We start from the raw sequence: 24,590 nt of genomic DNA, 5'->3' as shown, positions 1-24,590 counted from the left end.
AAACCGGCTCACTCCTCGCGCTCACGCTGACACCTCGGCGGTGCGGTAGCCAGCGCCGACCACCGTCTCGATCAGGGGCGGGTCGCCGAGCTTCTTGCGCAGCGTCATCACGGTGACCCGGACGATGGTGGTGAACGGGTCCGTGTTCGCATCCCAGACCCGTTCCAGCAGTTCCTCGCTGGAGACCACCGCGCCGCGCGCCTTGAGCAGCTCGGCCAGCACGCCGAACTCCTTGTTGGTCAGGTCGACCGGCACCCCGCCGCGGGTGACCACCCGGCGGGCCGGGTCGAGCACCAGGTCGGCGACCGCCAGCACCGGCGGGGCGGCCGGGGTGGCCCGCCGGCCCAGCGCCTGCACCCGGGCGACCAGTTCGTCGAAGGCGAACGGCTTGGGCAGGTAGTCGTCGGCGCCGAGCTGCAGGCCCTCCACCTTGTCGGCGACGGTGCCGCTGGCGGTCAGCATCAGCACCCGGGTCAGGGTGCCGGAGGCGGCCAGTTCGGCGCAGATCTGGTCGCCGTGCACGCCGGGCAGGTCCCGGTCGAGGATCACCACGTCGTACCGGGTGACGAAGGCGGCCTCGTGCCCGGCGGCGCCGTCGTAGGCGACGTCCACGGCCATCCCGCGCTTGCGCAACCCACGCGCGATCGCGTCGGCGAGGTTCCGCTCGTCCTCGACCACCAGTACCCGCATCCCCGGCCTCCCAGCTCGTGACCTCCCGACAACCTAGTGCCGGCCACCAAACCAGCATCCCGCGCCGCCGTTGCAAAGAATCTTCGCGTACGCCATGCTTCCCGGCACCTGGCGACAAGGAGCTGCCGATGACCGGAACGCCCACCGGGCGGGACGTGGCCTACCACCGCTTCCGCTTCCCGGACGAACTGGGCCGCGGGGCGTCCGACGGGGTGATCGCCGGCCCGGGCGGCCTGGTGGTCGGCCCGGCGGCCGGCCGGGTCGAGCACACCGATCCGCACACCGGCAACACCGCCGGCTACGACCTGGCGACCTGGACGTCCCCGCCGGTCCGGCTGGGTTTCCCGGCGGCCGAGATCGTCCCGTCGTGGACCGCGGACACCCCGCCGGGCTGCTGGCTGCGGGTGGAGCTGCGCGGCTGGGCCGAGACTGGCCCGTCGACCGGCTGGTACGTGCTGGGTGACTGGGCGGCCGATGAGACGACGATCCACCGCAGCTCGGTGCCCGGGCAGGCCGGCGACGACGCGCGGGTGGCGGAGGACACCCTGCGGGTCACGGACGCGGTGGTCACCGGCTGGCAGGTCCGGGTCAGCCTGTTCCGCCGCCCCGGGTCCCCGGCCGGCCCGGTGCTGCGCACGGTCGGCGCGGTCGCCTCCGGCAGGGCGGCTTCCGGGTCGGTGGACGCTGCGGCACCGCCGTCGACCGGCGCCCGGGGGCGGGTGCTGGACGTGCCCCGCTACTCGCAGCGGCTGCACGCCGGCGGGGAGACCCGCTGGGGCGGTGGTGGGGACTCCTGGTGCAGCCCCACCTGCACGTCGATGGTGCTGGACTTCTGGGGCGCCGGGCCCGCCCCCGACCGGTACGCCTGGGTCGACCCGCCCGGCCCACGGCCGGTGGTGGTGCACGCCGCCCGGCACTGCTACGACCACGCGTACGCGGGGGCCGGGAACTGGGCGTTCAACACGGCGTACGCGGGGCTGCACGGGGTGGACGCCTTCGTCACCCGGCTGCGTTCCCTCGCCGAGGCGGAACGGTTCGTCGCCGCCGGCGTACCGCTGATCCTGTCGACCGCCTTCGCAGCGGGGCAGGTGCCCGGGCTGGACTACGACACCCGGGGGCACCTGATGGTGCTGGTCGGCTTCACCGCCGACGGCGACCCGGTGCTCAACGACCCGTACGCCCCGGACGACGAGGGGGTCCGCCGGACGGTGCCCCGAGCGGCGTTCGAGGCGGCCTGGCAGGCAGGCAGCGGCGGCGTCACGTACGTGGTCCGGCCGGCGTCGGTGCCGCTGCCGCCGGCACCCGCCCAGGCCAACTGGTGACTCCGTCGCGGCCCACCGGCCAGGCCGGCGTACCGGCCGGCTGACTCACGGCAGCCGCCACACCGCGAGCCCGCCCTCGTTGCGCCGGCATACCAGCACGTCCCGGCCGGTCCGACAGTCACCGAGCACACCGGGCAACGCGTCCACCACCCGGCTCCGGGCGGCCGTGAGGTCCAGTTCGGCCACGAGCAGGCGCCCGTCCCGGCTCCGCCGGGCGCCGATCAGCCGGCTGTCCGGTTCCTGCCAGTTCGCCAGTTCCCAGGTGCCCAGGTCGGCCACCTCCCGGCCGGTGGCCGCCTCCACCACCACGAGCCGCTCCCCGCCCGACCACGCGGAACTCTCCGGCCTGCCGTGGCCCGAGCTGACCAGGAACCGGCCGCGTTCTGCCCGCAGCACCGCCTGCCAGCGCGGGTTGCTCCATCGCACGGCGCCGGTCGCCGGGTCAAGCGCCCACATCCCCCCGGTCTGCCGGTAGGCGCAGAGCAGGTCGCCGCAGTCGGTCAGGTACCCGACCTGGGCGAGCCGGGCCGTCCAGCGCTGGTCCAGCCGATCCAGGCCGTAGCCGGTCACCGTGCCGCCGTTGTCACTGATCACCAGCAGCAGGTCGCCGACGATCTGGTTCCGCTGCCAGCTCGGCAGCTGACCGGGGCGGATGTTGCGGGCGGCCAGCAGGGAACCGCTGGCGGGGTCGCGCACCTCGACCTCGCCGGAGGGGGCGGCCAGCACGATCCCGTCCACGCCGTCGGGACCGAAGCGCAGGTTGGGGCCGTCCAGCGGGGTGGGCACCGACCACAGCGTCCGGCCGGACGCCGCGTCGACCCGGCGGAGCGAGCCCTCGCCGGAAACGTCGAGGTTCTGGAGGAGCACGCCGTCGCCCGCCGGGTAGCTGGCCCCGGGTTGCTGCCAGCCCGACCGGCCGGTGCCGGCGTCGAGGGCGGTCGTCCGGAACACGCCCTCGGGGCCGCCCACCTGGCGGCCGCTGACCAGCACCGTCCCGCCCTGCTGCAGCAGCCACACGTCGCCGCCGCCGGCCGGGAGCGAGGTGCGCCACAGGACGGCGGGCGGCCCCTCCGCCGGGATCCGGTACGCCACCAGCAGCCGCCCCGTACCCTGCTGCGGATCCAGCGGATCCACGACGTAGAGGCGGTCGGCCGCCAGGAAGACGTCCGCGCCGAGCCGGGCCGGCACGATGGCCACCGCGCGCTCCGGGCGCGGGACTCCGCCGGCGACCACCCACAGGACGGCCAACAGCACGGCCAGCACCCGGTACGGCCGGCTGACGGCACGCGGCGGGCGAGGCGGCGGTTCCGGCGCCGGGTCGCGGCGGAGCTCGCCCAGATCGATGACCGTCACGATCACCCCTTCCCGGGCAGCCCTCCGGCGCACCAGCGCCGGGCGTACCGGCCGGCCGGGGTGACGCCGGGTCGCCTGTACGATGGCCCGTCGTGGCTGTGCCGGTGGTAGACCCCTCGCTGAACCCCTCGCCCGTCGCGGTCGAGCCCGTCGCGGCGGTCCCGCCACGCCGGCCGCGGCGCCGGCCGGCCCGCGCCGACGTGCTGGCCATCGGAGCCTATGCGTTGCTCGGGGTTCTCGTCTGCCTCAACTACTGGGGGGACGTGCAGCACCGGGTCTCCTCGCACCTGCCGACGGACCACAGCTGGTTCGAGTGGCTCTTCGCGCACGGCGCCTACTCGGTGCGTCACCTGGAGAACCCGCTCTTCACCGCCCGGCAGAACGCCCCGGACGGGGTGAACATGATGGCGAACACCTCGCTGCTCGGGGTCACCCTGCCGCTCGCGCCGCTCACCCTGCTCCTCGGCCCGCAGGTGATGTACGCGCTCTACCTGGGCGCGGCCCTGTCGGCGACGGCGGCCACCTCGTACTGGATGCTCTCCCGGCACCTGGTCCGCTCCCGCGCGGCGGCCTTCGTCGGCGGGGTGTTCCTCGGCTTCGCCCCCGGCATCGTGCACCACGCCAACGGGCAGCCGAACTTCGTCTCCAACTTCCTGCTGCCGCTGATCGTGGCCCGGGTGCTGCGCCTCGGCGAGCCGGGCCGTCGGCTGCGCAACGGCGTCGCGTTGGGGCTGCTGGTGGCGTACCAGATCTTCCTCAACGAGGAGATGCTGCTGCTGACCGCGCTGGCCTGCCTGGTCATCGTGGTGGCGTACGCGGTGCAGCGGCCACGCGCGGCGCGGGAGCGGGCGGGGACGTTCCTCGCCGCGCTCGGCGTGGGCGGCGGCCTGGCCCTGTTGCTGACCGCCTACCCGCTCTGGTTCCAGTTCAACGGGCCGCAGTCCTACCGGGGCCTGCAGGGCGGGGTCTTCCACAACTGGGGCGAGGACCTGATGGCCTTCGTCACCTTCGCCCGGGACACGGTGGCCGGTGACGAGGCGGTCGAGCAGACCATCGGGCTGACCGAGCAGAACACCTGGTTCGGTTGGCCGCTGGTGCTGGTCGCCCTGGTCGCCCTGGTGCTGCTGGTACGCCGCTCGCTGCCGGCCCGGATCGTCGCCGTGCTGGTGGTGGTCTTCACGGTCGCCGCGATCGGCCCGAAGGTGCGCTTCGACGGGGTCGAGACCACTGTCGACGGCCCCTGGGCGTACGTGCCGGACGACCTGCCGCTGGTCGAGATGATGATGCCGACCCGGCTGGCCCTGGTGGTGGCCGGCGCCGTCGGCGTGCTGCTCGCGCTGGCCTGGAACGCCCTGGCCGGGGCCGGCCGCCCGCCGGTGCCGAGGCAGCGCGCCGGGGCGGCCACCGGGACGTCGCCGGCTGCTGGCCCGCGTCGCCGCTGGCTGCGCGGCATCGGGTACGCGGCGATCGTGGCGGCCCTGCTACCGCTCTTCCCGCGCCCGCTGCCGGCCGAGCGGATCGACCCGCCGCCGCACTTCATCACCGCGGGCGGCTGGCGGCCGTACGTGCCGGACGGCCGGACGCTGGTCCCGGTGCCGATCCCGAGCAACGTGCACGGCCTGCCCACCCTACGCTGGAGCGCACTGACCGGGCAGGAGTTCCCCATCCCCGCCGGCTACTTCATCGGCCCCAACGAGAACGGTGCGGGGGTCTTCGGCGCGCCGAACCGGCCGACCAGCACGCTCATCTACGCCACCATGGACGCGAACAAGGTCCCCGCGATCACCGCGGAGCACCGCCGTCAGGCGGTCGACGACCTGCGCTTCTGGAAGGCGTCGGTGGTGGTCCTCGGCGCGAACCCGCGCGAGGCGGTGCTGCGCGACCTGATGACCGCGCTGCTCGGGCCGCCGCAGCGGATCGACGACGTCTGGCTCTGGGACGTCCGCGACCGGCTCTGAACCGACCCCACCATGCTCCCAGTCAGCCGACCAGGGGGCGGACGTCCCAGACGTACGCGCCGGCCACGTCGCGGCCCGGGCCGACGAGGGCGTCCACCGTGGTCCGGACCGGGTCGCCCGGGAACGAGCCGGCCTGCACCAGCACCGCCGCCCGCCAGTGCCGCAGGTCCGCGACCGCCTGGCGGCGCTCGGCGGCGCCGACCGGCGGCACCTGACCGGTCTCGGCGGCCCGCCGCAGCAGCAACGAGGTGGGGCGGTCCGGGGCGCCCCAGCGCGCGGTCGGGTCGTCCGCGCTCCGCGGGCCGATGAAGTAGCCTCCCGGCACGTGGAACGCCAGCCCGGTGCGGGCCGACCAGAAGGTGGCCGGGCTCTTCGCCGCACCGGTCACCGGCGGCACCGGCACCAGCGTCCGGCCCGGCACGACGTACGTCCGCCAGCCGCCGTCGGCGACGAAGGCCGGCACCGGCACCACCGGCACGGTACGGATCGGCGTGGGGACCAGCGGCAGCAGCGCGGCGGCGACCGCCCCGGCCCAGGGCGCCCAGGTCCGGGCCGACCGGTGGCGGACCCGGTCCAGCGCCAGGGCCAGCAGCACCCCGAGCACCGGCACGCAGACCAGCGCGAACCGGGCCGGCACCACCAGGTCGAGCAGCGGCAGGCCGGCGACCAGCCGGTACGGCCCGGGCAGGCCGGTCTCGTGCCGGTTCACCACGATCGTGGTGCCGAGGGAGAGCAGGGCGAACAGCAGCCCGCAGCCGGCGAGGGCGCGGACCAGCGGCCGCCGCCACAGCCGGACCACCACCAGCAGGGCGAGCAGCGGCAGGAACGGCCCGAAGAAGGAGGTCTGCTCGGTGGGGTTCGGCGCCAGCAGCCGCGAGTGACGGTCGTCCCCGGCCACGCTCTGCCGGGCCCCCGCGGTGAACGAGGCGACGTCCAGCCGGTAACCCTGGGCGAAGAACGGCATCCCCGCGTAGTGGCCCGGGCCGCGGAACTGGAACCACAACGGGTACGCCAGCAGGGCCCCCGCCACCAGCGCACCGACCCCGAGCCGGCGCAGCACCACGGGCGCCAGCCGGCGCGCGGCCGCCCGGTCGGCCAGCGCGTACGCCGCGGCGACAACCCCGGCGGCCAGCGCCACGAAGACCAGCACCTCCTCACCGAGGAAGACCTGGTAGGCGACGGCCAGCCCGAGCAGCACCCCGTCCCGGCGTACCCGGTCGGTGGCCGGGCGGAACACCAGCGCGAGGATCACCGGGACCAGGAACTGGGCTGCCATGTGCAGGTGCGCCCCGGCCTGCGACACCATGCCGGGCGCGAACCCGCAGAACAGCCCACCCAGTGCCGCGGCGGCCCGGGACCTGACCAGCCGGCGGGCCAGCAGCGCGTACCAGGCGGTGGCGGTGCCGGCGAGGCAGGCGACCACGGCGACGAGGAAGGCCGTCTGGGAGCCGAACAGCAGGGTGATCGGGGTGAGCGGCAGGCCCAGCCCGAGCACCGAGGTGTTGGCCATCAGGTTCACCCCGTCCGGGGCGTTCAGCGCGGTGCTGTGCAGCGGGTTCTCCCCCGCGGTCACCGCCCGGGCCGCCCGGGCCAGCATCCACTCGAAGAGCATCTGGTCGCCGGCCTGGTGGAACAGCCGCTCCGGCCGCCGCCACTGGTCGCCGGTGAGCAGGACGGCCAGGCCGAGGTAGCCGGCGACCACGAGGGCGTCGACCAGGCGGAGGCGCCGACGCCGCGACCGGGTCGCCGGCGGGTCCGGCGGGGCGGTCAGGCCGACCGGCTGGTCAGTGTCCGGACGTCCCACACCCACACGTCCAGCTCCTGCCGGGCCGGCCCGATCAGCTGCTCGACGGTTTGCCGCAGCGGGTCGGCGTTCGGCTGGTCGAGCGGCAGCACCACGACGGCGGCCCGCCAGTGCCGCAGCTCGTCCAGGAAGCGCCGGCGCTGCCGGTCGTCGAGTTTCGGCGTACGCCCGGTGGCGGCGACCTCCGCGAGCAGGTCGCCGATGCCGCTGGGCCGACCGCCGAATCGGCCCGGGTCGCCGGTGACCCCGTTGCGTGGGGCGAGGAAGTACCCGCCGGGAATCTTGAAGGCCAGGTCGGTGCTGGCCGCCCAGCGCATCGCGTTGGTGTTGCCCATGCTCGGCACCGGCACCGACACGAGCGTCTGGTCCGGGCCGACGTACCGCCGCCACCGGTCGGCGGTGATGAACTGGGGCACCTCCGGCCGGGTGGTGACCTGCAACGGCATCGGCGCGATGGGCAGCAGCGCCAGCACCAGACCGGCGACCGTCAGGGTCCGTACGGTCCGGCGTTCGGCGGTCCGCAGCGACCAGGCCCGCTCCACGGCGAGGGCCAGCAGGATCCCGATGACCACGGTGGTGATCAGGCCGAACCGGGTCGGCACCACCGCGTCGAGCAGCGGCAGCCGGACCAGCAGCTCCCACGGGCCGGTGAGCAGCTCCCGGTCCCACCAGGACACCCGCTCACCGAGGGAGAGCACCGCGAAGAACAGCCCGGTCACCGCGAGCGCCCGGACGGTCACCTCCCGGCGGAGCCAGACCACGATGCCGACGGCCAACAGGGACAGGCTCCAGCCGAAGAAAGCGTTCTCCTCCGAGTAGTTCGGGGCGAGGTTGACGTTCGCCCGCTCGTGGCCGCCCAGCGTGGGCGAGCCGGGGGCGAAGAACGAGGCGATGTCGTTGCCGTAGTCGCGGACCGTGTCGCTGAGCCCGTGGTACGCCATCGGCCCGGCGAACTGGACCCAGAGCGGGTACGCCAGCAGCGACCCGGCGAGCACCGCGCAGACCGCCAGCGCGGTCCCCAGGGGACGCCACGCGGTGGCCCACCGCTCCCGCTGCTGCGCGACCACCGCCAGCAGGAACACGCCGCAGGCCAGCGCGGTGAAGAGCAGGATCTCCTCGTTGATGAACGCCTGCGCGGTGACCAGCAGGGCGAGCAGCGCGCCGTCGCGGACCGGGCGGGTGGAGCGGGTCAGCACCAACACCCGCCAGACGATGAACGGCAGCAGGAACTGGGAGATGATGTTGGGGTGCCAGTTGGCGTGCGACAGCATCGCCGGTGAGAACCCGCAGAACCAGCCGCCCACGGCGGCGGCCAGCCGGGTACGCACCACGTGCCGGGATAGCACCCGGTACCAGGCGGCGGCCGTGCCGGCGAGGCCGAGCGTCACCAGCGTGACGAAGGAGACCGCCGGTCCGAACAGGACGGTGATCGGCACCATCGGGATGCCGAGGGCCAGGATGGCGGTGTTCGCCATCAGGTTGACCCCGTCCGGATAGTTGAACTGGTCGGTGTAGAACGGGAACTCGCCGTGCAGCACGACGCGTACGGAGTGGGCGAGGAAGAACTGCACCTGCGCCGGGTCGCTGCTGTAGAGGGCGGCCACCCGGCCGGCCGGGTCGACCCAGATCCGGCTGGTCACCCAGAGCGCGGCAAGCAGGAAGATGCCGTACATGGCGAGATCCTGCCGGCGGGGTGTCCAGCGTGGGCGCGGCCGGGCGACCGGTCGGCCGTCGCCGGGGGCGGGGTCGAAGGCGGGATCGGGGGCGGGCGGGGCCACGGTGGTGACGGAGGCGGAGCCCGTCGGGGCGTCGGCGTCCGCTGGCGAGTCGCCACGGGGCTCGGCAGGCGTCACAGTCGGCGGAGTCTACCGGAGCCGGAAAATGGCCACGAAACGCACACCACCGTCCACTGTGGCGAGTGTCCGGAGGGGGTGAGCCGGGCGCGGCCGGACGACCGGTCGTCTCGTACCATGTGGCTCGCAAACACGACCAACGACGCGATCGGGGGCGTACAGGTGGCTTCAGTCCGCCGACGCGGCACGGTGGCCACCGCGCTGCTGACCCTGCTGCTGGCCGCACCCGGGTGCGGGCCCGTCGCCGGGCGCCAGTCGGCGGACCTGCGGGTCGGCTACGACAGCCTGGACGGGCCGCTGACCGTCTGGCCGGCGCGGGGCAGCCTGGCCGGCGACGCCACCGCGACCGCCGCCATCAGCGCGGCCGTCCGGGACTGGCGCTCGCCGGTCGACGACCGGGCACACCTGCCCACCTCCGGCATCCTCTACTCCGGCGAGGTGGCCGGGTCACCGCTCGCCCTGGTCGCCGCCGACGTGCCCGGCGAGAGCGCGTCCTGGTTGCTGCAGCTCGACCGCGCCGAGGACCGCTGGCGGGTCGCCCACGCCACCGAGTACACCGACCCCGGCTACCTGGTCTACTCCGACGTGCTGCCGGTGCGGCTCCCGCAGGGCCGGCGCTACCTCACCTCGGCCCGGGTGGAGCGGCTGCTCGGGCCGGACGGCCGCGCGCTGGCCAGCACCGACGGCCTCACCGAGCCGCTCGCCGTGCCGGCCTGCCGGGCCGTGGAGCTGACCGTGGCGCTGCGCCCGACCCGGTCGCTGCCGCGCGGCCGGGCCGCCGACCGCGTCCTCGACCTGGGTACGGCCACCGCCGACCCCCGGTATCCCCTGGTACGCGACGAGACCGGCACCGGCAAGCGCGCCCTGGCCGGGCTGGACACCTGCGTTCTCGCCGAAACCACCGGACCGTTCGGCAGCGTGCCGCGCCGCATCGGCGATCGGCTGGCGCCCCGCTCCGCGCCGGAGTCCTGGCCGATGGCGAAGGTCGCCGTCCGGTCGCTGGGCGAGGTGGCGCTGGCCGGCGGCGAGCCGGGCGACCTGCAGCAGCTCACCTGGGAGAGCGCCACCGGCACGATGACCGCGCTGGTCTACCGCCCGGGCGACGGCGGCACCCCGGTGGTCTCCCCCGCCGACCGGTCCACCACCCTGCAGGCGTACCACCTGCCGATGCCGGGCCAGCCGCTCGCGGTGCTGACCTGGCGGGCCAGCCGGGACACCTCGTTCGCCGCCCCGCCCGGGGCGTCGCGCCTGGTCGACCGGCCGGGCCTGGTGGTGATGCCGCAGCCGGACTCTCGTCAGACGTTCAGCCTGGCTGGCACTGAAAAGACCTGGTACCGCTCCGTGGACGGACGCTGACCTACGCGCCCCAAGCGCCCGCCTGGGCCGCCCGCCCGTGCTCCCGGGTGGCCGGCTCTCGTGATGATCATCCCCCGAATCGCCGGCTGCGTGCCGCGTAGGAACGCAGGGCGCGAAGGAAGTCGACCTTCCGGAAGCCGGGCCAGTACACGTCGCAGAAGTACAACTCGGAGTAGGCGGCCTGCCAGAGCAGGAAGCCCGACATCCGGCGTTCTCCACTCGTGCGGATGACGAGATCCGGGTCGGGCTGGCCGCCGGTGTACAGGTGCGCCGCGATGTCCTCGGCGGTCAGGCGCTGCGCGACGTCATCGACGGTAGCGCCGGTCTGCGCCTCCTGCTCCAGCAGTGAACGGACCGCGTTGACGATCTCTTCGCGGCCGTCGTAGCCGACGGCCACCGTGAGATGGAAGTTGCCGCCGCGCGCACCGGTCGCCTCCTCGGCCAGCTTCAGTGCGTGGCGCGTCGAGTCGGGCAGCACGTCCGGGCGACCGGCCACATGAAGCTGCCACGGGTTGCCCGGCCGCAGCAGTGGTTCCGCCACCACCTCCTCGATCATCCGCATCAGGTGCTCCACCTCGTCGGAGGCCCGCTTGCGTACGTTGTCGACGGAGGCGACGAACAGGGTGACGTGCTGGATGCTCAACTCGGCGCACCAGCTCAGCACCTCGTGCATGTGCTCCGCCCCGTACCGGTGCCCCAGTCGTGGGTCGTCGAAGCCCATCTGCCTGGCCCACCGCCGGTTCCCGTCCATCGCCATGGCAACGTGCCGAGGCAGTGAGACGTCGACCAACTGCGCTCGCAGGCGGCGGGCGTACAACTGGTAGGCCATGCGACGAACGGGCTCGATCATGACCAGATGAAACCACGCGCGCGCCCCTGCTGCTGCCCGTGCACCTCCGGGTCACGCTGCGATCCTGGTAGGAAATGACCCCTGGAGGGGCCACTTCCTACCAAGATCTTCCCTAGCTGCGGTGGGTGGCCTTGCTGGTGCAGGACCACCCGCTCGCGTGCCGAGTCAGTTCTTGGCGGTGGCCTCGGAGGCGGCCGGCTCGACGGGCTGGGCGTCCAGGCCGGAGATCCAGCCGGTGACGTCGCGGGCCACGTTCTGCGCGGTCAGGCCCAGGTCGGCCAGGATCTGCGCCCGCGTGCCGTGCGGGTGCCAGTCGGCCGGCACCCCCAGGTCCTTCAGCGGCACCCGGACGTCGGCGTCCCGCATGGCCTGGCCGAGCGCGTCGCCGACGCCGCCGACCCGGACACCGTCCTCGACGGTGACCACGAGCCGGTGCGCGGCGGCCAGCTCGACCAGCTCGGCCGGGACCGGGCGGACCCAGCGCGGGTCCACCACGGTGACCCCGTAACCCTGCTCGGCCACCCGGGCGGCGACCTCCATGCCGAGCTGGCCGAAGGAGCCGACCGCGACGAGCAGCACGTCGGTACGCGCCGACTCGGCCAGCACGTCCACCGCACCCACCCGGCGCACGGCCGGCAGGTCGGCGGCCACCGTGCCGGTCGGGAAGCGGACGATGGTCGGGCCGTCGTCCACGGCGACCGCCTCGCGCAGTTCCTCGCGGAGGCTGCCGGCGTCGCGGGGCGCGGCGATCCGCAGGCCGGGCACCACGCCGAAGACGGACATGTCCCAGACGCCGTAGTGGCTCGGGCCGTCCGGGCCGGTGATGCCCGCCCGGTCCAGCACGAAGGTGACCGGCAGCTTGTGCATCGCCACGTCCAGCAGCACCTGGTCGAAGGCCCGGTTGAGGAACGTGGCGTAGACGGCCACCACCGGGTGCAGGCCGCCCATGGCGAGGCCGGCCGCCGAAGTGGCGGCGTGCTGCTCGGCGATGCCCACGTCGTACACCCGCTTCGGGTGCTTGCGGGCCAGCTTGGCGATCCCGGTCGGCTCGGCCATCGCGGCGGTGATGCCGACCACGTCCGGCCGCTCGTCGGCGATCTTGACCAGCTCGTCGGCGAAGACGTGGGTCCACTTCACCGAGGGCGCGGCGACCAGTTGACCCGTCTCGACGTCGAAGGCGCCGCCGGGGCCGTGCAGGCAGTCCGCCTCGTCCTCCTCGGCCGGGCGGTAGCCGTAGCCCTTGCGGGTGACCGCGTGCACTATCACCGGGCCGCCGAAGTTCTTCGCCGCGCGCAGTGCGGACTCGACCGCGGCGACGTCGTGGCCGTCGACCGGGCCGACGTACTTGATGCCGAGATCCTCGAACATGGCCTGCGGCGCGACCGCGTCCTTGATGCCCTTCTTGACCGCGTGCAGCACCTCGTACATCGGCTTGCCCACGAGCGGGGTCGAGCCGAGGGCCTCCTTGACGGTGTCGAGCACCTTCTCGTAGCCGGGGTTGAGCCGCAGCGAGGAGAGGTGGTCGGCGAGGCCACCGATGGTCGGCGCGTACGACCGGCCGTTGTCGTTCACCACGATCACCAGCGGGTTGCCGGCGGCGGCGATGTTGTTCAGCGCCTCCCAGCACATGCCGCCGGTCAGCGCGCCGTCGCCGACCACGGCGACCACGCTGCGCCGCTCGCCGCGCAGCGCGTACGCCTTGGCGAGCCCGTCGGCGTAGGACAGGGCGGTGGAGGCGTGCGAGTTCTCAATCAGGTCGTGCTCGCTCTCCGCCTGGCTGGGGTAGCCGGAGAGGCCACCGCGCTGGCGGAGCTTGTCGAAGCCCTCCTGCCGGCCGGTGATGATCTTGTGCACGTAGGCCTGGTGGCCGGTGTCGAACAGGAGCCGGTCCCGCGGCGAGTCGAAGACCCGGTGCATCGCCAGGGTCAGCTCCACCACACCGAGGTTGGGCCCGATGTGCCCGCCGGTGCGGGAGACCTTGGCGATCAGGAAGTCACGGATCTCGGCGGCGAGGATGTCCAGCTGCTCGGCGGTCATCCGCTTCACGTCCTGCGGGCCCCGGACGGTGCCCAGCAGTCGGCCGCGGTTGGCCGTGCCCTCTTCAACACTCATGACCGAAGAGTCTATCGGCCGCCCGACAGCCCGCAGCTCGGCCGTGGATCACAGCAGCCGGATCGGGGGGTGCGAAGGCCCCCGTCGGCCGGCGGGGATCCTGACCCGCCGGCCTGGCTCAGGACGGCGGCAGGAGCAGGCCGACCAGCTCGACGTGCTGGGTCATCGGGAACAGGTCGAAGCCGCGCAGCGCGGCCAGCCGCCAGCCCAGGCCGGTGAAGGTGCGCACGTCCCGAGCGAAGGCGGCCGGGTCGCAGGCCACGTACGCCACCGCCCGCGGGCCGGCGGCGACGATGTCCCGCACCACCGGCGCGCCGGCGCCGGAGCGGGGCGGATCGAGGACCACCAGGTCGACCGGGCCGGTGACCCGGCGGCGGGCCAGCGCGGTCTCCACCCGGGCCGCGACCACCTCCACGGCGGGCAGGTCGGCCAGATTCTCCCGGGCCGCGGCCACGCCTGGCTCGGCGGACTCGATCAGGGTGACCCGGGCCGCACCGACCCGGCCGGCGAGGGCCGCGGCGAACAGCCCGGCCCCGCCGTACAGGTCCCAGGCGGTCTCGCCGGGGCGCGGGTCGAGCAGGTCGAGCACCGCCCCGACCAGGGTGTCCGCCGCAGCCGGGTGGACCTGCCAGAAACCGGACGCGGGGAGCCGCCACTCCCGGCCGGCGGCCACCTCGCGGACCACCGCCGGGCCGCTCACCGGGGTGGGCACGCCCTGGGCGTACGCCGTGACGCTGACGTCCCCGCCGGAGGCGGCGACCGTCTCGACCGCGTCCGCGTCCGGCCAGCGGGCCCCGGCGGGGGCGAGCACCGGCAGCTCCTGGATCGCCGGGTGGGCGATCAGGCAGCGGTCGATCGGCACCACCTCGTGCGAGCGGTGCTTGAGCAGCCCGGCCCGGCCGGCGCCGTCGACGGCGTACCGGACCCGGGAGCGCCAGCCCAGCGGCCCGCCGGGCAGCGCCTCGACCCGAACGCCGAGCGCGTCGACCTGCGGGTCGGTGAGGCCGCCGAGCCGGGTGAGCTGCTCGCGCACCACCGCGGTCTTCCAGTCGAGCTGGGCGTCGGGGGCGACGTGCTGGAGGTCGCAGCCGCCGCAGCGGCCCGGCCTCGCGTACGGGCAGGGTGGCTCGACCCGGTCCGGGGAGGCTGCCAGCACCTCGACCGCGTCGGCCCGGGCGAAGCCCCGGTGCAGCTCGGTCACCTCGGCGACCACCCGCTCCCCGGGCAGCGCGTGCCGCACGAAGACCACCTGGCCGTCGACCCGGGCCACGCAGTGCCCGCCCGGGGCGACCGCGGCCACGGTCAGTTCGACCCGCTCGGCCTCCTCCAGCCCGCGCCGCCCGTCGACCGGCGCCGTCACGCGCGGTCTCCGCTCTCGCCGGGCGGGGCGGGGGCCACCGGCGGGACGGTGGGTGGCAGGGTGCTGCGTGGGGCCACCCGGGGTCCGCGCGCCGGCCCGCGGCTGAGGTTGGCGTCCAGCCGGTCCAGGTTCTTGTTGGCGGTCGAGGCGAGCTGCCATGGAACGCTGGTCACCATCACCCCCGGCTCGAAGAGCAGCCGGCCCTTGAGCCGCAGCGCGCTCTGGTTGTGCAGCAGGTTCTCCCACCAGTGGCCCACCACGTACTCGGGGATGAAGACGGTGACCACGTCGCGGGGCGACTCGCGGCGGGTGGAGGCGACGAAGTTCAGGATCGGCCGGGTGATCTCCCGGTACGGGGAGTCGATCACGGTCAGCGGCACGGGCAGCTCCCGCCGCTCCCAGTCGGCCTGGAGGTTCCGGGTGTCCTTCTCGTCCACGTTCACGGTCACCGCGGTCAGCGTGTCCGGCCGGGTCGCCCGGGCGTACGCGATGGCCCGTAGCGTCGGCTGGTGCAGCTTGCTGACCAGCACGATGGCGTGGTTGCGGGCGGGCAGCACACCCCGGGTCTCGGTCGGTTCCAGCTCGGCGGCGACCCGGTCGTAGTGCCGGCGGATGGCCAGCATCAGCAGGTAGATCACCGCCATCGCGGCGATCGCGATCCAGGCGCCGAGCAGGAACTTGGTGATCAGCACGATGATCAGGACGGTGCCGGTGAGCGCCATGCCGAAGGCGTTGATCGCCCGGGACCGCACCATCCTTCGGCGCACCTCCGGGTCCCGCTCGGTGCGCAGGTGCCGGTTCCAGTGCCGGATCATGCCGGCCTGGGAGAGCGTGAACGAGACGAACACGCCGACGATGTAGAGCTGGATGAGCCGGGTCACCTCGGCCTGGAAGCCGACGATCAGCACCACCGCGAAGACGGCGAGGAAGACGATGCCGTTGGAGAAGGCCAGCCGGTCGCCGCGGGTGTGCAGCTGGCGGGGCAGGTAGCGGTCCTGGGCCAGGATCGAGCCGAGCACCGGGAAGCCGTTGAAGGCGGTGTTGGCGGCCAGGAACAGGATCAGCGCGGTCATCCCGGCGACCACGTAGAGCAGCACCCCGTTGCCGAAGACCGCCTCGCCGAGCTGGGTGGTGACGGTCTTCTGCACGTACCCGGGCGGGCCGGAGACGATCTGGCTCGGGGACTCGACGAACTGCAGGCCGGTCAGCCGGGCCAGCCAGATGATGCCGAACAGCATGCTCACCGCGATCACGCCGAGCAGCAGCAGGGTGGTGGCCGCGTTGCGGCTCTTCGGCGCCTTGAACGCCGGCACTCCGTTGGAGATCGCCTCCACACCGGTGAGCGCGGCGCTGCCCGAGGAGAAGGTCCGCAGCAGCAGGAAGATCAGGGCGAAACCGGTGACGCTGTGCTCCGCCTGGATCTCCAGGCCGGCGCTGGGCGCGCGCAGCTCGTCGCCGAGGATGAAGATCCGGACCAGGCCGGTGAGCAGCATGCCGCCGATCACGATCACGAAGCCGTAGGTGGGGATGGCGAACGCCGTGCCGGACTCGCGCAGGCCGCGCAGGTTCATCGCGGTGAGCAGCGCCACCGCGATGACCGCGATCAGCACCTTGTGGGTGGCCACGAACGGGAGCACGGAGCCGAGGTTGGCCACCCCGGAGGAGATCGAGACCGCAACCGTGAGCACGTAGTCGACCAGCAGCGCGCTGGCCACCGCCAGGCCGGCGCGCGGGCCGAGGTTGACCGTGGCCACCTCGTAGTCGCCACCGCCGGAGGGGTAGGCGTGCACGTTCTGCCGGTAGCTCGCCACGACGGTGAGCATCACCACGACGACCGCGAGCGCGATCCACGGCGAGAAGAAGAACGCCGACGCGCCGGCGATGGAGAGCGTCAGGAGGATCTCGTCGGGCGCGTACGCGACGCTGGAGAGCGCGTCCGAGGCGAAGACCGGCAGCGCGATGCGCTTCGGCAGCAGGGTGTGCTGGAGGCGGTCGGACCGGAACGGTCGACCGACGAGGAGTCGCTTCAGCAGCGAGGTGGGTCTGGCCACAACCGCCAAGGGTACGACCAGTCCAGGGAATGCGGTGTGGGTGGCTGATCACCCCCGCGTTGGTCCGCGCGGTACGGTCGGCTCCCCGCCGGCAACGGGGACGTGGCAGGCTCGCAGTCGACGGGTCCGCCGGGCGGACCGTGGGAGGAGCGGACACCGTGCATGTCGTGATCATGGGCTGCGGCCGGGTCGGGTCGACCCTCGCCCACAGCCTGGAGTCCCGGGGGCACTCGGTGGCGGTGATCGACCAGGACGCGGACGCGTTCCGGCGCCTCGGCCCCGACTTCGCCGGCATCACCGTCACCGGTGCCGGCTTCGACGGCGAGGTGCTGCGCCAGGCCGGCATCGAGCGCGCCGACGCCTTCGCGGCGGTCTCCAGCGGCGACAACTCCAACATCATCTCGGCCCGGCTGGCCCGGGAGACGTTCGGCGTCTCCCGGGTGGCCGCCCGCATCTACGACCAGCGCCGGGCACAGGTCTACGAGCGCCTGGGCATCCCCACCGTCGCCACCGTCCGGTGGACGGCCGACCGGATGCTGCGGCACCTGGTCCCCGAGGGCAACGTCGAGATCTTCCGCGACCCGACGAGCACCGTGTCGATCATCGAGGCGCCGGTGCACAAGGACTGGATCGGCCGGTCGCTGCGGGAGCTGGAGGAGGCCGCCGGGGCCCGGGTCGCGTACCTGATCCGGTTCGGGATCGGCACCCTGCCCACTGCCTCCACGGTGGTGCAGGAGGGCGACCAGGTCTTCATGCTGGTGACCGACGACATCATCCCGTCGGTCACCTCGGTGGCGGCCGCGCCGCCGGAAGGGGGGCACTGAGCCATGCGCATCGCCATCGCCGGCGCGGGCAACGTGGGCCGGTCCATCGCCCAGGAGCTGATCGACAACGGGCACCAGGTGATGCTGATCGAGCGGCAGCCCAAGATGCTCCGGCCGGACCGGGTGCCGGCCGCCGAGTGGGTGCTCGCCGACGCCTGCGAGCTGGCCAGCCTGGAGGAGGCCAACATCGCCGGCTGCGAGGTGGTGGTGGCCGCCACCGGTGACGACAAGGTCAACCTGGTGGTGTCGCTGCTCGCCAAGACCGAGTTCGCGGTGCCCCGCGTGGTCGCCCGGGTCAACCGGGCGGAGAACGAGTGGCTGTTCACCGAGCAGTGGGGCGTCGACGTCGCGGTGAGCAAGCCGCGGGTGATGGCCGCCCTGGTGGAGGAGGCGGTCACGGTCGGCGACCTGGTCCGGCTGATGACCTTCCGGCAGGGCGAGGCGAACCTGGTCGAGATCACCCTGCCGCCCACCGCGCCGTACGTCGGTGAGCCGATCCACGCCGTGCCGATCCCCCGCGACGCGGCGCTGGTGGCGATCCTGCGCGGCAAGCGGGTGCTGGTGCCCAGCCCGGACGACCCCATCGAGGCCGGCGACGAGTTGGTCTTCGTGTGCACGGCCGCCGTGGAGGACGAGGTCCGGGCGGTGATCCTCGGGCCGGACAGCGTCGAGCGCACCCGCGACGGCGCCTGACGGCAGCCGTTCGGCTCCGCCGGCCGGGATTCCGGTACGGCCGGCGGGCTCAGGCGCCCGGCAGCGCCGTCCGCGTGGTCTCGCGGGTCACCCGGCGCACCACCCAGACGGTGATCAGCAGCAGCAGCGCGTACGGCGGGTAGCCCAGGGCGAGCCGGGCCACGCCCAGCAGGGTGTCCTGGTGGGCCAGGTAGAGCCCGGCCTGCACGCCCACCTTGGCCAGCCACACCACGCCCCAGAGCACGGTCAGCTGGGTGAAGGTGCGCACCAGCCGCGGGTCGTCCCGCCACTCGGAGCGGCCCCGGGCGACCAGCACCGACCAGATCCAGCCCACCAGCGGCTGTTTGATGGCGGCCGACAGCAGCAGGGCCAGCCCGTAGCCGATCCCGTAGAGGATGCCGGGGAGGTAGAAGTCCCGCTCGTCGCCGGTCCGCCAGGCGATGGCGGCGCCGATGGCGATGCCGACCAGCCCGTTGACCGCGTGCCGGATCGGCCGGCGCTGGGCCAGGCGTAGCCCGGCGATCAGCAGCGCCACCGCCACCGAGGCGATCACCGCGGGGCGCAGCTCGCCCAGCACGTTGGCGATCACGAAGACCACCACGGGGATGCTCGACTCGACCAGGCCCCGCCAGCCGCCGAGCTGGTCGGCCATCTGCTCGGCGAGACTGGGCAGGCGTTCGTCGTCCTCCGGCCCGAGTTCCGGCCCGGCGGACCGATGCTGTCCGGTCGTCACTTCGGCGACTCCAGCTCGTAGTACGGGTTGTAGATCACCTTGCGGTCGTCCCGGACGGCCAGCCGGCCGCGGGCGGTGAGGTGCCGACCCGGCTCGATGCCGGCGATGTGCCGCCGGCCCAGCCAGACCAGGGTGACCACGTCGCTGCCGTCGTAGAGGTCGGCCTCCAGCGTCGGCAGGTTGGTCCGGGGCGTGTAGACCACCGTGCGGAGCCGCCCGTTGATCGACACCACCTGGCCCCGCAGGCACTGCTGGGCCGGCATGCCGCCGGACTCCGCGCTCTCCCGGCGCAGCTCCTGCGCCTCGATCTCGGCCTCGCTCGCGGTGAGCCGATGCAGCAGCCGTCGCAGCGACACCCGGCTCTCGTCGGTCGTCATGACCTCCGCGTCACCCTCTCCACGCTGGCCGGCCGCGCCGGCACTGGCTCGGCCCCGGGATGCGGAACCGTCCCGCCAGCGTACGCCGATCCGGCCGAGCCGCGGAGCCGGCGTCCGCCGGATGGCGCCGGACACGCGACGGGCCCGGCGCCGTCGACAGGAGCCGACGGGCCGGGCCCGTGCGATACGGCTCAGGCTTCGCGCTGCCCCGGCGCGGCCTGCTGCGTGGCCTGCTGCTCGGCCGCCTGCTGCTCAGCCACCTCGCGGGGCAGCCGCAACGGCAGCGGCTCGCGCACCGGCTTGGCCTCCTGGCCCCGGTCCACCACCAGGCCGTCGAGGCAGGCCGTCAGCGGGCCGGCGACGGCCGGGTTGCTGGCCGCCTCGCCCTGGTAGACGCCGCGGACCATCCAGCGCGGGCCGTCGATGCCGACGAAGCGCAGGTCGGTCAGCCCGTCCGGGGTGCGGACCCGGGCCTTCAGCTCGGTGCCGTACTCCCCCTGCACCTCCTGGGCGGCCGCGCCGTCGTTGTACAGCGACCGCCGGATCTCCTCGCGCACCTCGTCCCAGATGCCCTCGGACCGCGGCGCCGCGAAGACGCCCAGCTGCAACGCGTTGTCGCCGTGCACCAGCACGACCTGCTGGATCACGCCCTGCGGGTCGGCCTGCACCCGCACCTCGACGTCCGGCACCGCCGGGATCTGGAGGCTGCCCAGGTCCAGCCGGGGCGCGTCGGGCGCCTCGGAGACGTCGTACGGGCCCCGAGACGTCGCCTGCGCGGTCGACTCCTCGGTCGCCGGGGAGTCGAGGACCTCGTCGCCCCGCTCGTCACGCGCGTGCCGCGCCTCACCGGCCCGCTTTCGGGAGAAGATCACTGCGCCCGCCCTCCGCTGCTCACACTCACCCTGCCACCTCTTCCGTCTGCCCGCTCGCCGGGGCCGGGACCAGCCCGGCATGCCCGCCGGTCGACCCGTGCCCGCCGGTCCCGCGCCGGGACGCGGGCAGCTCCGCCACCGGCCGGAACTCGGCCCGCGCGACCCGCTGGACGACGAGCTGGGCGATCCGGTCACCCCGGCTGATCTTCGCCGGTGTCTCCCGATCATGGTTGATCAGGTTGACCAGGATCTCACCCCGGTAGCCGGCGTCGACCGTACCGGGCGCGTTGAGCACGGTCACGCCGAGCCTGGCCGCCAGCCCCGATCGGGGGTGCACCAGCCCGACGTACCCCTGCGGCAGCGCGATGGCCACGCCGGTCGGCACCAGGGCGCGCCCGCCGGGCGGCAGCTCCACGTCCGCGGCGGCCACCAGGTCCGCGCCGGCGTCGCCGGGATGGGCGTACGCCGGCAGCGGCAGCTGCGGATCAAGCTGCCGTACGGGCACGGGTACGACGTCTGTCACGGTCTTCCTCTTCCGTCCGGTCCTTGCGGGGGTGACCCTGCCATCCTGCCGGTTGGCCGGCCGATCGTGCGCCGTACCCTCGGACTGTGAGCCTGTCGTCGTCCCCGTCCGCCGCGACCCCGCCGGTGGCCGCCACCCGCGAGTACGCGGAGCGGCTCGGGCTGCCGTGGTGGGCCTGGCCCGCCGGCCTCGCCGTCGCCGGGCTGCTCGCCACCGAGCTCTGGATGGGTGCCACGGGCGTCCGGTCCTGGCTGCCGTTCGTGCTGCTGATCCCGGCGGTCCTGGTCGCGCTCTGGTGGCTGGGCCGGATCCGGGTCGCGGTCCGCGACGGCGAGCTGCGGGTGGACGACGCCCGCCTCCCGGTGCGGTACGTCGCCGACGTGGTCCCGCTGGACGCCGCCGGCCGGCGCGAGGTGCTCGGCGTCGGGTCGGACCCGCTGGCCTTCGTGGTGCAGCGCCCGTGGATCGGCGGCGCGGTGCAGGTGGTGCTGGACGACCCGGCCGACCCGACCCCGTTCTGGGTGGTCAGCACCCGGCACCCGGTCGAGCTGGCCACGGCGATCCTCGCCGCCCGCGACGCCGCCTGAACCACCGCCCCTGCTGCGGGCAGATTCCCGGAACGAGTGGCTGTGCCCCGCCGGAGAGCCCGTTTCCGTGCCTGAGGCGCCTGACCGGGCGGGACGCAGGCGCGGCGCGGTCAGGGCAGGGCGGGGCGGGAGCCGGGGAGTTCTCGGCTCTGACGGCGGAGGTCCTTGCGGAGCTGGTCGGCGAGGGCCCGGGTGGCCCGGCGGTTGAGGTAACCGGCCACGGCGGCACCGGTCAGGAACGGACCGAGCGTGGTCAGGTTGCGGCCGAAGCGGCGCAGCAGCCTGTCCCGCAGCTCCCGGCGGGCGGCGGTGCCCAGTACCGCGCTCACCCCGACCCCGGGCAGCATCGGATTGATCCCCCGCTGGCTGGACCAGGACTGGATCAGGGCCACGGCCCGCTGGGTGCCGCCGGTTGGCAGCGGCACCCGGTGGATCTCGTGCAGCTCGCCGACCAGCTTCAGCTCGATCGCGACCACGGCGACCGTCTCGGCGGCCAGCAGCACCGGGGCGGTGAGCAGGGTCGGGGTGACCGTCCACTCGACCGCGGCGACCCCGCCGCCGGCCGCGCCGACCCCGGCAGTGGCCCGGGCGGCGTTGCGGATCAGCCGCTCGGCCAGCTCGTCGTCGGTCAGGCCGGGGAAGTGCCGCCGGAGCGTGGCCAGGTCGCGGACCGGTACGTGCGGGGCGACCTCGGCGACCGTGTCCGTGAGCCAGCGGACCGCGGCCTTCGGCTTGAACAGGTCGGCGAGGCCGCGGGCACGGGCCTGGCCGACCAGTCGGGTGAGCAGCTGCCGGCGCCGGGCCGGGGCGATGTCGTCCGCGGTCAGCGCGGCGACGGTCGCGCCGAATTGCTCCGCGTCACCGCCCCCGGCCGCCGGCGCTGAAGGCTCGGCCGCTCCCCCGACGGCCGGCGCGGACGGCTCGGCGGGCCGGTCGGTCCGCCCCTGGGCGCCGGTCCCGGCGGCGTCCGGTGCCCCGGCCCGCCCGCTGTGCTCGCTCACCCGTCCGCCCTCCCGCCTCTGGGCGGCGTGACAGCCGCCGGTTACGAGTCAAGCAGCTTCCCGCCACCGCCGCACGGCGGCTCGGACCGCGGCAGCCCCATCGAGGAGGCCGCCGCCGGTGAGACACGTCGTGATCAGGCGCACTCGCGGCAGATCAGCTCGCCGTTGCGCTCGACCGCCAACTGGCTGCGGTGGTGGACCAGGAAGCACCGGGCGCAACGGAACTCGTCCTGCTGCATCGGCAGCACCTTGACCGTGAGCTCCTCGTCGGCCAGGTCGGCGCCGGGCAGCTCGAAGCTCTCCGCCACCTCGGCCTCATCGACGTCCACGGCGCCCGACTGTGAGTCGACCCGCCGGGCCTTGAGCTCTTCGAGGCTGTCCTCGCCGAGGTCGACCTCGTCGCGACGCGGGGCGTCGTAGTCGGTGGCCATCGGTTTCACTCTCCCATATCGATATGGTCACTTCCGGGTGTAACGCCGGAGGACGCTGTTTCGGTTCCACTGGCCGGCCACCACTTTGTGTCGGTCACCCGACCCGACGACCGGTGGGCCGAGTCCGCCAGAGAAGAACACCCCAGCGAGCGCGGAACCTTACCCCCCCATTGGGCGAGGCATGTATACCGCCCTCGTGGCAGAGATGTACGCCCCTGCGCCCGAAGTTGTTCCCAATGTGACTCAGGCGACACGAAGATAGGGGTAGTACTACCCGTTCCCTCGGTGGCGCGCCGGCATGTCGGGCTGTTTCCACGCCACCGCCGGACAACCGTTAACCTCAGCGGCGTACTTGACGGCCGGCGGGGCGGCCCGACCGCCGACGGCCACCACCCAATCTCTGTACGGGGAGCGCCCAGATGAGCTTTGCACGAGTGCGCGCACTCGTTGTCGTCGGTCTGCTGGCGGTCCTCGCCCTGGTTTTCGTCATCGTCGCGATGGTCCGCGACACCCAGGGCAAGGCGGGCACCGCTGCGGGCTGCCCGAAGGGTTGGCCACTGGCGGACGTCACGCTGCGCGAGCCGAAGGACGTCAAGATCAACGTGTACAACGGAACCGACGAGGTCGGCCGGGCCGGCAGCGTCGCGGACGACTTCCGCAACCGCAAGTTCCAGGTCAAGAAGGTCGGCAACGCCCCCAAGGCCGTGGACGAAGTCGCCGTGCTGCGCTTCGGCCCGAAGGGAGTCGGCTCCGCGCACCTGCTGCGGGCCTACTTCCTCGACAACGCCGAGCAGCAGTACGACGCGAAGCGCACGGACGACACGGTCGACGTGATCCTCGGCAACGCCTTCCAGCAGCTCGCCACGACCACTGAGGTCAACCAGTCCCTCGGCGACCTCGGCTCCCCGGAGGCCCCGACCGGCACCTGCCCGACGTCGGGGAAGGACAAGTAGTCAGGGGCCGCCGGAGGCGTCCAGGGCGGCGAGCCGGGTGTGCAGCGGCTCGAAGAGCGCCGGCGGCGCGGCGATCACCAGGTCCGGGCCGGGCGGCCGCCCGGACAGGCCGGTCACCCGCAGTCCCGCCTCGCGCGCCACCAGGCCGCCCGCCGCCAGGTCCCAGGCGGCCAGCCCCTTCTCGTAGTAGGCGTCGACCCGCCCCTCGGCGGCCAGGCAGAGGTCCAGTGCCGCGGCGCCCATCCGGCGGATGTCCCGGACGTGCGGGATCAGCTCGGCGACTACCCGGGCCTGGTGCGCCCGGCGGCCGGCGTCGTAGCCGAACCCGGTGGCCACCAGCGCCTGCCCCAGGTCGGTCTCGGCGGAGCAGCGCAGCCGCGCCCCGTCCCGCCAGGCGCCGCCGCCCGCGGTGGCCGTCCACTCCTCTCCGGTGGCGATGTTGCGCACCACCCCGGCCACCACCTCGCCAGCCACCTCGGCGGCCAGCGACACCGCGCAGTACGGCAGCCCGTACAGGTAGTTGACGGTGCCGTCGATCGGGTCGACGATCCAGCGCACCCCGCCGTCGGCGGCCGGCCCGGTCTCCCCCGCGCCGTACTCCTCGCCGAGCACCGCGTCGCCGGGGCGGCGCGTACGCAGGGCGGTCAGCACCTGGCGCTCGACGGCCCGGTCGGCGGCGGTGACCACGTCGGTGACCGTGCTCTTGGTCGCGGCGACCGACACCCCCTCGGCCCGCATCCGGTGCGCGGTGGCGGCGGCGTCCCGGGCCACCGTGATCGCGATCTCCAGCAGTTCCGGCGGAGTGGGCGCCGAGCCGATCATGTTCGTCCCCTTCCCGCACGACCGGGACCGGCCCGGTCGAGCGCGGGTATCATCCTTACAAAGTC

The 24,590-nt window shown here is 74.0% G+C and carries 22 protein-coding genes; 7 read left to right on the top strand and 15 right to left on the bottom strand.

What is annotated here, in order from left to right:
- Positions 1-21: 21 nt before the first annotated feature.
- On the bottom strand, positions 22-690 hold the full coding sequence (locus ACFYM6_RS17465) for a response regulator transcription factor (protein ID WP_387276581.1): 669 nt from the start codon (positions 688-690) through the stop codon (positions 22-24).
- Positions 691-818: 128 nt separating this feature from the next.
- Here ACFYM6_RS17465 and ACFYM6_RS17460 point away from each other — a divergent pair, with 128 nt between their 5' ends.
- Positions 819-2,012: a peptidase C39 family protein gene (locus ACFYM6_RS17460; protein ID WP_387276579.1), complete on the top strand. Its 1,194-nt coding sequence runs from the start codon at positions 819-821 to the stop codon at positions 2,010-2,012.
- Positions 2,013-2,057: 45 nt separating this feature from the next.
- Here ACFYM6_RS17460 and ACFYM6_RS17455 read toward each other — a convergent pair whose 3' ends face one another.
- The gene (locus ACFYM6_RS17455) at positions 2,058-3,365 is read right to left on the bottom strand and encodes a PQQ-binding-like beta-propeller repeat protein (protein WP_387276578.1); all 1,308 of its coding nucleotides are present in this window, start codon (positions 3,363-3,365) and stop codon (positions 2,058-2,060) included.
- 119 nt (positions 3,366-3,484) lie between these two features.
- On the opposite strand from ACFYM6_RS17455, the gene ACFYM6_RS17450 reads away from it, so the two are divergent.
- Positions 3,485-5,323 (top strand): hypothetical protein, encoded by a 1,839-nt coding sequence (locus ACFYM6_RS17450; protein ID WP_387276879.1) that lies wholly within the window; start codon positions 3,485-3,487, stop codon positions 5,321-5,323.
- A 22-nt stretch (positions 5,324-5,345) separates the two neighbouring features.
- Here ACFYM6_RS17450 and ACFYM6_RS17445 read toward each other — a convergent pair whose 3' ends face one another.
- Together ACFYM6_RS17445 and ACFYM6_RS17440 are read right to left on the bottom strand one after the other, a co-directional pair.
- Positions 5,346-7,133, bottom strand: coding sequence for a hypothetical protein (locus ACFYM6_RS17445; protein WP_387276576.1), 1,788 nt, complete (start codon positions 7,131-7,133; stop codon positions 5,346-5,348).
- The gene (locus ACFYM6_RS17440; RefSeq protein ID WP_387276574.1) at positions 7,091-8,980 is read right to left on the bottom strand and encodes a hypothetical protein; all 1,890 of its coding nucleotides are present in this window, start codon (positions 8,978-8,980) and stop codon (positions 7,091-7,093) included. The genes ACFYM6_RS17445 and ACFYM6_RS17440 overlap by 43 nt, the downstream gene beginning before the upstream one ends.
- 162 nt (positions 8,981-9,142) lie before the next feature.
- On the opposite strand from ACFYM6_RS17440, the gene ACFYM6_RS17435 reads away from it, so the two are divergent.
- Positions 9,143-10,336 carry a hypothetical protein gene (locus ACFYM6_RS17435; RefSeq protein ID WP_387276572.1) on the top strand — a complete coding sequence of 398 codons (1,194 nt, stop codon included), beginning with the start codon at positions 9,143-9,145 and terminating at the stop codon, positions 10,334-10,336.
- Positions 10,337-10,403: 67 nt separating this feature from the next.
- Here the strand turns inward: ACFYM6_RS17435 and uppS are convergent, their stop codons facing one another.
- The 4 genes from uppS to ACFYM6_RS17415 form a co-directional block, all read right to left on the bottom strand.
- Complete coding sequence (uppS, locus tag ACFYM6_RS17430; RefSeq protein ID WP_387276571.1) at positions 10,404-11,186, bottom strand: polyprenyl diphosphate synthase; 783 nt, start codon at positions 11,184-11,186, stop codon at positions 10,404-10,406.
- Between the two features lie 165 nt (positions 11,187-11,351).
- Positions 11,352-13,298, bottom strand: a complete 1,947-nt coding sequence (gene dxs, locus ACFYM6_RS17425) for a 1-deoxy-D-xylulose-5-phosphate synthase (RefSeq protein WP_357433338.1) — start codon at positions 13,296-13,298, stop codon at positions 11,352-11,354.
- A 118-nt stretch (positions 13,299-13,416) separates the two neighbouring features.
- Positions 13,417-14,658: a class I SAM-dependent RNA methyltransferase gene (locus ACFYM6_RS17420; protein ID WP_387276568.1), complete on the bottom strand. Its 1,242-nt coding sequence runs from the start codon at positions 14,656-14,658 to the stop codon at positions 13,417-13,419.
- On the bottom strand, positions 14,655-16,709 hold the full coding sequence (locus ACFYM6_RS17415) for an APC family permease (protein WP_387276566.1): 2,055 nt from the start codon (positions 16,707-16,709) through the stop codon (positions 14,655-14,657). The genes ACFYM6_RS17420 and ACFYM6_RS17415 overlap by 4 nt, the downstream gene beginning before the upstream one ends.
- 158 nt (positions 16,710-16,867) lie before the next feature.
- On the opposite strand from ACFYM6_RS17415, the gene ACFYM6_RS17410 reads away from it, so the two are divergent.
- The gene (locus ACFYM6_RS17410) at positions 16,868-17,533 is read left to right on the top strand and encodes a potassium channel family protein (RefSeq protein WP_387276564.1); all 666 of its coding nucleotides are present in this window, start codon (positions 16,868-16,870) and stop codon (positions 17,531-17,533) included.
- A 3-nt stretch (positions 17,534-17,536) separates the two neighbouring features.
- Complete coding sequence (locus ACFYM6_RS17405; protein WP_073835377.1) at positions 17,537-18,226, top strand: TrkA family potassium uptake protein; 690 nt, start codon at positions 17,537-17,539, stop codon at positions 18,224-18,226.
- Positions 18,227-18,275: 49 nt separating this feature from the next.
- Here the strand turns inward: ACFYM6_RS17405 and ACFYM6_RS17400 are convergent, their stop codons facing one another.
- The 4 genes from ACFYM6_RS17400 to dut all read right to left on the bottom strand — a co-directional run bounded on the left by ACFYM6_RS17400 (position 18,276) and on the right by dut (position 20,731).
- Positions 18,276-18,959, bottom strand: coding sequence for a DUF3159 domain-containing protein (locus ACFYM6_RS17400; RefSeq protein ID WP_387276562.1), 684 nt, complete (start codon positions 18,957-18,959; stop codon positions 18,276-18,278).
- Positions 18,956-19,336 (bottom strand): OB-fold nucleic acid binding domain-containing protein, encoded by a 381-nt coding sequence (locus ACFYM6_RS17395; protein WP_357433347.1) that lies wholly within the window; start codon positions 19,334-19,336, stop codon positions 18,956-18,958. The genes ACFYM6_RS17400 and ACFYM6_RS17395 overlap by 4 nt, the downstream gene beginning before the upstream one ends.
- A 191-nt stretch (positions 19,337-19,527) precedes the next feature.
- Positions 19,528-20,208: a DUF3710 domain-containing protein gene (locus ACFYM6_RS17390; protein WP_387276560.1), complete on the bottom strand. Its 681-nt coding sequence runs from the start codon at positions 20,206-20,208 to the stop codon at positions 19,528-19,530.
- Between the two features lie 25 nt (positions 20,209-20,233).
- Positions 20,234-20,731, bottom strand: coding sequence for a dUTP diphosphatase (gene dut, locus ACFYM6_RS17385; RefSeq protein ID WP_387276558.1), 498 nt, complete (start codon positions 20,729-20,731; stop codon positions 20,234-20,236).
- Positions 20,732-20,817: 86 nt separating this feature from the next.
- Between dut and ACFYM6_RS17380 the strand changes: the two genes are divergently transcribed.
- A complete protein-coding gene (locus ACFYM6_RS17380) occupies positions 20,818-21,318 on the top strand; it encodes a DUF3093 domain-containing protein (RefSeq protein WP_387276556.1) in 501 nt (166 codons plus the stop codon).
- A 110-nt stretch (positions 21,319-21,428) separates the two neighbouring features.
- Here the strand turns inward: ACFYM6_RS17380 and ACFYM6_RS17375 are convergent, their stop codons facing one another.
- The gene (locus ACFYM6_RS17375) at positions 21,429-22,319 is read right to left on the bottom strand and encodes a hypothetical protein (protein ID WP_387276554.1); all 891 of its coding nucleotides are present in this window, start codon (positions 22,317-22,319) and stop codon (positions 21,429-21,431) included.
- Between the two features lie 134 nt (positions 22,320-22,453).
- Complete coding sequence (locus tag ACFYM6_RS17370; protein ID WP_073835372.1) at positions 22,454-22,750, bottom strand: DUF4193 domain-containing protein; 297 nt, start codon at positions 22,748-22,750, stop codon at positions 22,454-22,456.
- Positions 22,751-23,184: 434 nt separating this feature from the next.
- Between ACFYM6_RS17370 and ACFYM6_RS17365 the strand changes: the two genes are divergently transcribed.
- The gene (locus tag ACFYM6_RS17365; protein WP_387276878.1) at positions 23,185-23,703 is read left to right on the top strand and encodes a LytR C-terminal domain-containing protein; all 519 of its coding nucleotides are present in this window, start codon (positions 23,185-23,187) and stop codon (positions 23,701-23,703) included.
- Here the strand turns inward: ACFYM6_RS17365 and ACFYM6_RS17360 are convergent, their stop codons facing one another.
- Positions 23,704-24,525 carry an inositol monophosphatase family protein gene (locus ACFYM6_RS17360; protein ID WP_387276552.1) on the bottom strand — a complete coding sequence of 274 codons (822 nt, stop codon included), beginning with the start codon at positions 24,523-24,525 and terminating at the stop codon, positions 23,704-23,706.
- Positions 24,526-24,590 lie beyond the last annotated feature (65 nt).

Origin of the sequence: Micromonospora sp. NPDC006431, assembly GCF_042870725.1 — a bacterium.
Classification (GTDB): Bacteria; Actinomycetota; Actinomycetes; order Mycobacteriales; family Micromonosporaceae; genus Micromonospora.
This window is presented reverse-complemented; position numbering and strand designations above follow the sequence as displayed.